Genomic DNA, 9546 nt, shown 5'->3' on the forward strand with positions numbered 1-9546 from the left:
GCCCTGGTCGATGACCAGGGCCGCTCTTCGTCGGTGCGCCTGAAGGGATTCGAACCCCCGACCTTCTGCTCCGGAGGCAGACGCTCTATCCACTGAGCTACAGGCGCGGGCGCCGACACGATCGACAACGCGAAGCCGTCGGCACGGTGCACGAGACTACCAGCACCTCGGGGTCCGGGTGGCAACCGAGCGCACGGACCCGTGCCGCACCTTTGTAGAATCGCCCGGTGACCCCCGACGAGCTCTCCGGAGCACTCAGCGCTGCCCTCGCCTCGGCCGTGGCCGACGGCACCCTCGCCCTGCCCGCCGACGCCGTCCCGGCCTCGGTCCACGTGGAGCGACCGCGGCAGCGCGAGCACGGGGACTGGGCCACCAACGTGGCCCTCCAGCTCGCGAAGAAGGCGGGCACGACGCCGCGGGCCCTCGCCGAGGACCTGGCGGCGCGCCTCGTGGCGACGCCGGGCGTGAAGGCGGCCGACGTCGCCGGGCCGGGCTTCCTCAACATCACGCTTGAGGCGGGCGCCGCGGGCGAGCTCGCCCGGTCGATCGTCACCGCGGGCGAGCAGTACGGCCGCACCGACGCCCTCGCGGGGCAGGTCCACAACCTCGAGTACATCTCGGCGAACCCGACGGGCCCGCTGCACATCGGGCACACCCGCTGGGCAGCCCTGGGCGACGCCCTCGTGCGGATCATGCGCGCCGCCGGCGCCGACGTGACCGCGGAGTACTACATCAACGACGCCGGCGCGCAGATGGACAAGTTCGGCGCGTCCATCGTCGCTCGCGCCAAGGGCGAGGACGTGCCCGAGGGCGGGTACCCGGGCGAGTACGTCACTGAGCGCGCCGCCGAGGTGCTGGCGCAGGAGCCCGACCTGCTCGACCTCCCCGCCGCCGCGGCCGCCACGGCCGCGCGCGAGCTCGGCTACCAGGCGCAGCTCGAGGCGATCCGCCGCACGCTCGACGCCTTCGGCGTGCACTTCGACGTCTGGTTCTCGGAGCGCACCCTGCACGAGTCGGGCGCGGTGGAGCAGGCCGTCGAGCGCCTGCGCGAGCAGGGTCACGTGTTCGACGTCGACGGCGCGGTATGGCTGCGCACCACGGACTTCGGCGACGACAAGGACCGCGTGATGATCCGCGCGAACGGCGAGCCCACGTACTTCGCCGCCGACGCCGCGTACTACCTGTCGAAGAAGGACCGCGGCTTCCCGGGCAAGATCTACCTGCTCGGCGCCGACCACCACGGGTACATCAACCGCCTCAAGGCCATCGCCGCGTGCGCGGGCGACGACCCGGAGGCGAACATCGAGGTGCTCATCGGCCAGCTCGTCAACATCGGCGGCGAGCGGATGGGCAAGCGCCGGGGCAACGCCCTGTACATGGACGACCTCATCGAGTGGCTCGGCTCGGACCCGCTGCGCTACTCGCTCGCGCGCTACCCGGCCGACTCGCCGTTGTCGCTGTCGGGCGAGGAGATGCTCAAGCAGAGCAACGACAACCCCGTCTACTACGTGCAGTACGCCCACTCGCGCACCTGCGCCGTCGACCGGAACGCGGCCGACCGCGACGTGGTGCGCACCCGCCCGGACGGGGCGGACGCGTTCGACCCGGCGCTGCTCACGCACGAGACCGAGGCCGCGCTCGTGGGCTCGCTCACCGAGTTCCCGCGGATCGTGTCCCAGGCCGCGGAGTTGCGGGAGCCGCACCGTGTCGCGCGCTACCTCGAGTCGCTGGCCGCCGACTACCACAAGTGGTACCAGGAGTGCCGCGTGACGCCGTACCCGGACGAGGAGGTCACGGACACGCACCGCACGCGCCTGTGGCTCAACGACGCCGTGCGCCAGGTGCTCGCCAACGGTCTGGAGCTGCTCGGCGTCTCCGCCCCGGAGCGGATGTGACCGCGGGCGTCCTCGGCGTCCCCTGGGCGAGCGGCGTCCAGCGGCGCGCGGACGGCGCGGTCGAGGTCGCGGGCGTCGCCGTGGGTGACCTCGCGGCCACGCACGGCACCCCGGTGTACGTGCTCGACGAGGCGGACTTCCGCTCCCGGGCCCGGGGCTACCGGACGGCGTTCGCGACGGCGTTCGCCGAGGTCGGCACGGGCGTGGACGTCTACTACGCGGGCAAGGCGCTGCTGACCGTCGCGGTGGCGCGCTGGGCCCGCGAGGAGGGGCTGCGCGTCGACACGGCGTCCGGCGGCGAGCTCGCCGTCGCGCTCCGGGCCGGCGTGCCCGGCGCCGAGATCGGCCTGCACGGCAACAACAAGTCGGACGAGGAGGTCCTCGCCGCCCTCGACGCCGGCGTCGGCCGGATCATCGTCGACTCGCTGGTGGAGGTGGATCGGGTCGCTGCCCTCGCGGCCTCCCGCGGTGTGGTCGCGCCCGTCATGGTGCGGGTCACGACCGGCGTGCACGCCGGCGGCCACGAGTACATCTCGACCGCGCACGAGGACCAGAAGTTCGGGCTGTCGGTGAACGCCGGCGCCGACGGGGGAGACCCGCCCGCGATGCGGGCCCTGCTCGCCGTGGTCGCCCGGCCGGAGCTGCGGCTGCTCGGCATCCACTCCCACATCGGCTCGCAGATCCTGGACCCGGCGGGCTTCGAGGCGGCGGCGCGGGTGGTGCTGCGGCTGCGGGCGGAGCTCGCGGAGCGCACCGGCGTGCTGGTGGACGAGGTGGACCTCGGCGGCGGCTACGGCATCGCGTACCTGCCGGGCGAGGTGCCGCTCGACCCGGACCGCATCGCCAAGGACGTGGCGAGCGCGGTGGCCGCCGTCTGCGCGGAGCTCGGCACGACGCTGCCCCGCATCTCGATCGAGCCGGGGCGTGCGATCGTCGGCCCGGCGGGCCTGACGCTCTACACGGTCGGCACGGTCAAGCCGGTCGCGCTCGACGACGGCCGGGTGCGCACGTACGTGTCCGTCGACGGCGGCATGAGCGACAACATCCGTCCGGCGCTCTACGACGCGCGGTACCACGCGGAGCTGGTGGGCCGGACGTCGGACGCCGAGCCTGTGCTGGCACGCGTCGTGGGCAAGCACTGCGAGAGCGGCGACATCGTCGTGCACGAGGTGCTCCTGCCCGGCGACGTGCGCGCGGGCGACCTGCTCGCCGTCGCCGCGACCGGCGCGTACGGGCGGTCGATGGCGTCCAACTACAACCTGCTCACGCGGCCGCCGGTGGTGGCCGTCGCCGAGGGCGCCTCGCGCGTCCTCGTGCGGCGGGAGACGGTCGACGACCTGCTGGCGCTCGACCTCGGCTGACGAGGAGAGGGCGCCTGTGGACGGTCAGCCCGTTGACCGCGCGGCGCGGCTATCCTGACCACCGTCCCGGCCACCCGTTCCGAAGGTTTCCCCGTGCCTGCAGCCTCCGTCCCCGTGCCTCCGGCCGCACCGCGCCCCGAACCCGGCGTGCTGCGCGTCGCCCTGCTGGGCTGCGGCGTCGTCGGGACGCAGGTCGCGCAGACCCTGGTCGCCCGCGCCGACGACCTCGCGGCCCGGGCGGGAGCGCGCCTCGAGCTCGTGGGCATCGCCGTGCGCGACGCGAGCCGGCCCCGGGAGGGCGTGGGCACGGTCGTGCCGCGCGAGCTGCTCACCGAGGACGCGGACGCCCTCGTGGACCGGGCCGACCTCGTCGTCGAGCTCATGGGCGGCATCGAGCCCGCGCGCGGCCTCATCCACCGGGCGATCGCCGGAGGCGCGAGCGTCGTCACGGCGAACAAGGCGCTGCTCGCGGCGCACGGCCCGGAGCTGTTCGAGGCCGCCGACGCGGCAGGCGTGGACCTGTCGTTCGAGGCTGCCGTGGCGGGCGCGATCCCGATCGTCCGCCCGGTGCGCGAGTCGCTCGCGGGCGACCACGTGCGGCGCGTGCTCGGGATCGTCAACGGCACCACGAACTACGTGCTCGACCAGATGGCGACGCACGGGCTGGACCTCGCCGCCGCCCTCAAGGAGGCGCAGGCGCTCGGCTACGCGGAGGCCGACCCGACCGCCGATGTCGAGGGCCACGACGCGGCCGCCAAGGCCGCGATCCTCGCCTCGCTGGCGTTCCACACGCGCGTCTCCCTGGCCCAGGTCGCGTGCGAGGGCATCACCGGCGTCTCGGCGGCCGACGTCGCCGCGGCGCAGCAGACCGGGCACGTGGTGAAGCTGCTCGCCATCGCCGAGCAGACCGCCGAGGGCGTCTCGGTGCGCGTGCACCCCGCGCTCGTGCCGTCCACGCACCCGCTCGCCGCGGTGCGCGGGGCGTTCAACGCGGTGTTCGTCGAGGCCGACGACGCCGGCCCGCTGATGTTCTACGGCCAGGGCGCGGGCGGGCGGCCGACGTCGTCGGCGGTGCTGGGCGACGTCGTGTCGGTCGCCCGCGACCGGGTCGCCGGTGGCCGAGGGCCCCGCGAGTCGGCCTACGCGTCGCTGCCGGTGCTGCCGCACGACGCCGCGGTCACCCGCTACCAGGTGCGCCTCGTCGTGGCGGACCGGCCCGGCGTGCTGGCGCAGGTGGCCCAGGTCCTCGCCGACCACGGCGTGTCGATCGACACCGTGCGGCAGGCCCCGAACGAGCCGTACGTCGTGGGCACCGAGGGCACCGCCGCGCTGCTGCTCACCACGCACGCCGCGCGCGAGGCGTCGCTCGCCGCCACGGTCGCGGCCGTGCGCCGCCTCGACGCGGTGCACGAGATCACGTCCGTCCTGCGAGTCGAGGGAGCCTGACATGTCCACGCCACAGCCTGCCCACCAGTGGCGCGGTGTCATCACCGAGTACGCCCACCGGCTGCCCGCCCACCTGAGCGAGCGTGTCGTGACGCTCGGCGAGGGCGGCACGCCGCTGGTGCCCGCGCCCGCGCTGTCGCAGCGCACCGGCGCCGACGTCTACGTCAAGGTCGAGGGGATGAACCCGACCGGGTCGTTCAAGGACCGGGGGATGACGGCAGCCATCTCGGCGGCGGCCGGACGCGGCGCCAAGGCCGTCGTGTGCGCGTCGACGGGCAACACGTCCGCGTCGGCCGCGGCCTACGCGACCCGCGCCGGCATGACGTGCGCGGTGCTGGTGCCCGACGGCAAGATCGCGATGGGCAAGCTCAGCCAGGCGGTCGCGCACGGCGCACGCCTGCTGCAGGTCGACGGCAACTTCGACGACTGCCTCGTGGCGGCCCGCAAGCTCGCCGAGGTGTACCCGGTCGAGCTGGTGAACTCCGTCAACCCCGACCGCATCGAGGGCCAGAAGACGGCGGCCTTCGAGATCGTCGACGCCCTGGGCGACGCCCCCGACATCCACTGCCTGCCGGTGGGCAACGCGGGCAACATCACCGCGTACTGGAAGGGCTTCCGGGAGTACGCGGGCCTGGACGCCGGCGAGGCGGCGGGCGCCGTCGCCACGCGGACGCCGCAGATGTGGGGCTTCCAGGCTGCGGGCGCCGCGCCGATCGTGCACGGTCACCCCGTCGACCAGCCGGAGACGATCGCCACGGCGATCCGCATCGGCAACCCGGCCTCGTGGGAGCAGGCCGAGGCCGCCCGCGACGGGTCCGGGGGCGTCATCGAGGCGGTGACGGACGAGCAGATCCTCGCGGCGCACCGCGTGCTGTCCGCCGAGGTCGGCGTCTTCGTCGAGCCGGCGTCCGCGGCCGGTGTCGCGGGGCTCCTCGCCCGGGCCGAGCGCGGCCTGGTCCCCGGCGGCGCGCGCGTCGTCGTGACCGTCACGGGGCACGGCCTCAAGGACCCCCAGTGGGCGCTGCGCACGCCCGACGGCGGCGAGGTCGCTCCCCTTCGCGTGAGCGCCGACGTCGTGTCCATCGCGGACGCGCTCGGCCTCGACTGAGTCCACTCCTCACGGCCCCGGGAGGGGAACCCCATGCAGCTCGGCGCCGACCACGTCCTCGTCCGCGTCCCCGCCACCAGCGCGAACCTCGGCCCCGGTTTCGACGCGATGGGGCTGGCCCTCGCCCTGCACGACGAGCTGGAGGTCGAGCTCCTCGCGAGCGGCGACGTCGAGATCGAGGTCGAGGGCGAGGGCGCCGGCGAGGTGCCGGCGGGGGAGGACCACCTCGTGGTGCGCGCCCTGCGCCACACGCTGGACCTCGCGGGCGCGCCGCGGACCGGGCTGCGGCTGCGGTGCCTGAACCGCATCCCGCACGCGCGGGGGCTGGGCTCGTCGTCGGCGGCCGTGGTCGCGGGCATCGTCGCGGCCCGGGCCCTGCTGGCAGACCCGCACGTGCTCGACGCGAACGCGGTGCTGCGGATCGCGACCGAGTTCGAGGGGCACCCGGACAACGCGGCGCCCGCGATCCGCGGTGGCGCCACCCTCGCCTGGCGGACGGCGGACGGCCCGCGCGCCGTCGACCTGGACGTGGACGAGCGCATCGAGGCCACCGTGCTCGTGCCCGACCACCGCCTCGCCACGAGCCGGGCCCGCGGGGTGCTGCCGGCCGAGGTGCCGCACGGAGACGCAGCCTTCACGGCGGGCCGCGCCGGCCTCCTGGTCGAGGCGTTGGCGCGGCGCCCCGAGCTGCTGCTCGACGCGACCGAGGACCGCCTGCACCAGGACTACCGGGCGGCCGTCATGGCGGGGTCGGCAGAGCTGCTGCGCGCGCTGCGGGCCGAGGGCCTCGCGGCCACGATCTCCGGCGCGGGGCCGACCGTGCTCGTGCTCACGTCGGGGGAGGGGACGACCCGGCTCGACGGGATCCTGGCCGAGCTCGTCGACGACGTGGCGGGCTGGCGGGCGCTCCGCCTGGGCATCGACACGGACGGCGCGGTCGCGCGGCGCGTGACCGCCGGGCCGGGTTTCGAAGGAGGCGGCGTGTCGGCCTCCGGACGAGCATGAGGTGATATGATGCGTTGAGCCTTCGGGATCGATCGCGAGGGCACTCCCTCCCACCGCACGGCACGCTCGCGTGCCCGGTCGGAGCCAGGTGCCTGGCGGTTGCGATGCGGTGCACGACCCGCCGCGGCAGTCCCGGCAGAAGGCGAAACACCAACCCCGCCAGCCGACGTCGTCGTACCACTGATGCGAGGTTCCACGCGTCTCGGCGCTCCCCGCGCCTGGACGGCAGCCACCCCGGCCCGTGACATCTGAGGGCCGCATACGAGGGGGAAGGGTCCTTCGTGACGAACACCACCGACAGCCGGAACGGCTCCGCCGCATCCGGAAACCTGAGCTCGATGCGTCTTGCCGAGCTGCAGGCGATGGCCTCCGGCATGGGCGTGAAGGGCACGTCCCGCATGCGCAAGAGCGACCTGCAGGACGCGATCCGGGCCGCTGGCGGCCAGGGCGCGCGCACCGCCGCTGCCCCGGTCGCCGCGGCGACCGCCGTGGCACCCACGGTCCGCAGCGACGCCCCGGCCGACCAGCCCAAGACGTCCGACGCCCGCGCGACGCGCGCCGAGGGCGCCGAGGCGCCCCGTCGTTCGCGCCGCGCCACGCGCTCGACCGGCTCCGCCGAGAGCGACGCCGCGCCGCAGCAGCGTTCCGGCGCCGACGACGCCCCTGCCGCCCAGCCCGCCCGCCAGGGTGAGCAACGTGGCGAGCAGCGTGGCGAGCAGCGCGGTGACCAGCGCTCCGACGCCGACCGCGAGGCGCGTCTTGCGCAGCTGGCCGAGGCCGTGGCTGCGCCCCGCGAGCGGGGTGCCCGACGCTCCGGCGGTCAGAACGCGGGTCAGAACGCTGGCCAGGGCGGCCAGGCCGCGGGCCAGGGCGGCCAGGCCGCGGGTCAGAGCGACGGCGACGGCCAGCGCTCCGGCCAGGGCCGCGCCACCGACGGCTCTGCCCCGCAGCGCTCCGGCGCGCAGGGCGGTGGCCAGCGCGACGAGCGGCAGCGCCGCGACGACGACGACGAGCGCGGCTCGCGCCGCCGCCGCGGCCGGGACCGTGGTCGCGACCGCAAGCGCAACCGCAGCGGCCGGACGAACGCCCCCGACGTGGCCGGTCTCGACGACGTCGAGGTGCGCGAGGACGACGTGCTGCTGCCCGTCGCCGGCGTGCTCGACATCCTCGACAACTACGCGTTCGTGCGCACCAGTGGCTACCTGCCCGGCGCGGGCGACGTCTACGTGTCGCTCAACCAGGTCAAGAAGGCCGGTCTGCGCCGCGGCGACGCGATCGTCGGCGCCATCCGCCAGCCCCGGGAGGGCGACGAGCAGCCGGCCGGCAAGAACGTCCGCAGCAAGTTCAACGCCCTGGTGCGGCTCGACTCGGTCAACGGCATGTCGATCGAGGAGGCGCACCAGCGCCCCGAGTTCACCAAGCTGACGCCGCTGTACCCGCAGGAGCGGCTCCGCCTGGAGAACCCGGAGGCCACGCGTCTCACGCCGCGCGTGATCGACATCGTCGCCCCGATCGGCAAGGGCCAGCGCGGCCTCATCGTCGCGCCCCCCAAGGCCGGCAAGACGATCATCATGCAGCAGATCGCCAACGCGATCACGGCGAACAACCCCGAGGTCCACCTCATGGTGGTGCTCGTGGACGAGCGGCCTGAAGAGGTCACCGACATGGAGCGGACGGTCAAGGGCGAGGTCATCGCCTCGACGTTCGACCGCCCGGCCTCGGACCACACGATCGTCGCGGAGCTCGCCATCGAGCGGGCCAAGCGCCTGGTCGAGCTGGGCCAGGACGTCGTGGTGCTGCTCGACTCGCTCACCCGTCTGTCGCGCGCCTACAACCTCGCGGCGCCGGCGTCGGGCCGCATCCTGTCCGGTGGTGTGGACGCCGCGGCGCTCTACCCGCCCAAGAAGTTCTTCGGCGCGGCGCGCAACATCGAGAACGGCGGCTCGCTGACCATCCTCGCCTCGGCGCTCGTGGAGACGGGCTCCAAGATGGACGAGGTGATCTTCGAGGAGTTCAAGGGCACGGGCAACATGGAGCTGCGCCTGTCCCGGAACCTCGCGGACAAGCGGATCTTCCCGGCGGTGGACGTCAACGCGTCGGGCACGCGCCGCGAGGAGATCCTCATGGCGAAGGACGAGCTGGGCATCGTCTACAAGCTGCGTCGCGTGATGGGCGCGCTGGACCAGCAGCAGGCGATCGAGCTGCTGCTCGGCCAGCTCAAGAAGACCAAGTCGAACGTCGAGTTCCTGCTGCACGTGCAGAAGACGACGCCGGCCGGGCTCTCGGACGAGAACCCGGGCGAGACGATCTGACACCTCGCCGTCCGATCCCGTCGGGGCCCGCACCGGGTCCCGACGGGACCGACCCGAGGAATTTCTCCAGGCGCTCTGCGTTCTGGCACAATGGTTCGTCGGCCTTCCGGTTCACGGCCCGCTGTCCTGCGGGGCGACCCGGTGGCATCTCACCAAGGAGCATCATGAAGTCCGGTATTCACCCCGAGTACGTCCTCACCGAGGTGACCTGCACCTGCGGTAACACGTTCACGACCCGCAGCACCGCGACCTCCGGCAAGATCAGCGCCGAGGTCTGCAGCGCCTGCCACCCGTTCTACACGGGCAAGCAGAAGATCCTCGACACCGGTGGCCGCGTCGCCCGCTTCCAGGCGCGCTACGGCAAGAAGAACTAGCGCCCTCGCAGCGCCGGCGGTCCGCCCGACAACCTCTCCAGGGGC

7 protein-coding genes and 1 tRNA gene are annotated in these 9546 nt (G+C 74.1%); 7 read left to right on the plus strand and 1 reads right to left on the minus strand.

What is annotated here, in order from left to right; genetic code table 11:
• Positions 1-34: 34 nt before the first annotated feature.
• Positions 35-107, minus strand: a tRNA-Arg gene (locus tag ACFT55_RS16045).
• 120 nt (positions 108-227) lie between these two features.
• Here ACFT55_RS16045 and argS point away from each other — a divergent pair.
• The 7 genes from argS (at position 228) to rpmE (ending at position 9501) form a co-directional block, all read left to right on the plus strand.
• Positions 228-1895 carry an arginine--tRNA ligase gene (gene argS / locus ACFT55_RS16050; RefSeq protein WP_380244840.1) on the plus strand — a complete coding sequence of 556 codons (1668 nt, stop codon included), beginning with the start codon at positions 228-230 and terminating at the stop codon, positions 1893-1895.
• On the plus strand, positions 1892-3256 hold the full coding sequence (gene lysA / locus ACFT55_RS16055) for a diaminopimelate decarboxylase (RefSeq protein ID WP_380244841.1): 1365 nt from the start codon (positions 1892-1894) through the stop codon (positions 3254-3256). Before argS ends, lysA begins: the two co-directional genes overlap by 4 nt.
• Before the next feature lie 93 nt (positions 3257-3349).
• Complete coding sequence (locus ACFT55_RS16060; RefSeq protein WP_380244842.1) at positions 3350-4702, plus strand: homoserine dehydrogenase; 1353 nt, start codon at positions 3350-3352, stop codon at positions 4700-4702.
• 1 nt (position 4703) lies between these two features.
• Positions 4704-5810 carry a threonine synthase gene (gene thrC / locus ACFT55_RS16065; RefSeq protein ID WP_380244843.1) on the plus strand — a complete coding sequence of 369 codons (1107 nt, stop codon included), beginning with the start codon at positions 4704-4706 and terminating at the stop codon, positions 5808-5810.
• Between the two features lie 33 nt (positions 5811-5843).
• The gene (thrB, locus tag ACFT55_RS16070) at positions 5844-6815 is read left to right on the plus strand and encodes a homoserine kinase (protein ID WP_380244844.1); all 972 of its coding nucleotides are present in this window, start codon (positions 5844-5846) and stop codon (positions 6813-6815) included.
• Between the two features lie 281 nt (positions 6816-7096).
• Positions 7097-9127: a transcription termination factor Rho gene (rho, locus tag ACFT55_RS16075; protein WP_380244845.1), complete on the plus strand. Its 2031-nt coding sequence runs from the start codon at positions 7097-7099 to the stop codon at positions 9125-9127.
• Between the two features lie 164 nt (positions 9128-9291).
• The gene (rpmE, locus tag ACFT55_RS16080; RefSeq protein WP_380244846.1) at positions 9292-9501 is read left to right on the plus strand and encodes a 50S ribosomal protein L31; all 210 of its coding nucleotides are present in this window, start codon (positions 9292-9294) and stop codon (positions 9499-9501) included.
• Positions 9502-9546 lie beyond the last annotated feature (45 nt).

Source organism: Isoptericola sp. NPDC057191, assembly GCF_042670225.1.
In the GTDB taxonomy this organism is placed as follows: Bacteria; Actinomycetota; Actinomycetes; order Actinomycetales; family Cellulomonadaceae; genus Isoptericola.

What these genes read in the sequence shown, in the direction of transcription:
- thrC (WP_380244843.1), top strand. Translation starts at nt 4,704, where the DNA reads ATGTCCACGCCACAGCCTGCCCACCAGTGGCGCGGTGTCATCACCGAG.
- thrB (WP_380244844.1), top strand. Translation starts at nt 5,844, where the DNA reads ATGCAGCTCGGCGCCGACCACGTCCTCGTCCGCGTCCCCGCCACCAGC.
- rpmE (WP_380244846.1), top strand. Translation starts at nt 9,292, where the DNA reads ATGAAGTCCGGTATTCACCCCGAGTACGTCCTCACCGAGGTGACCTGC.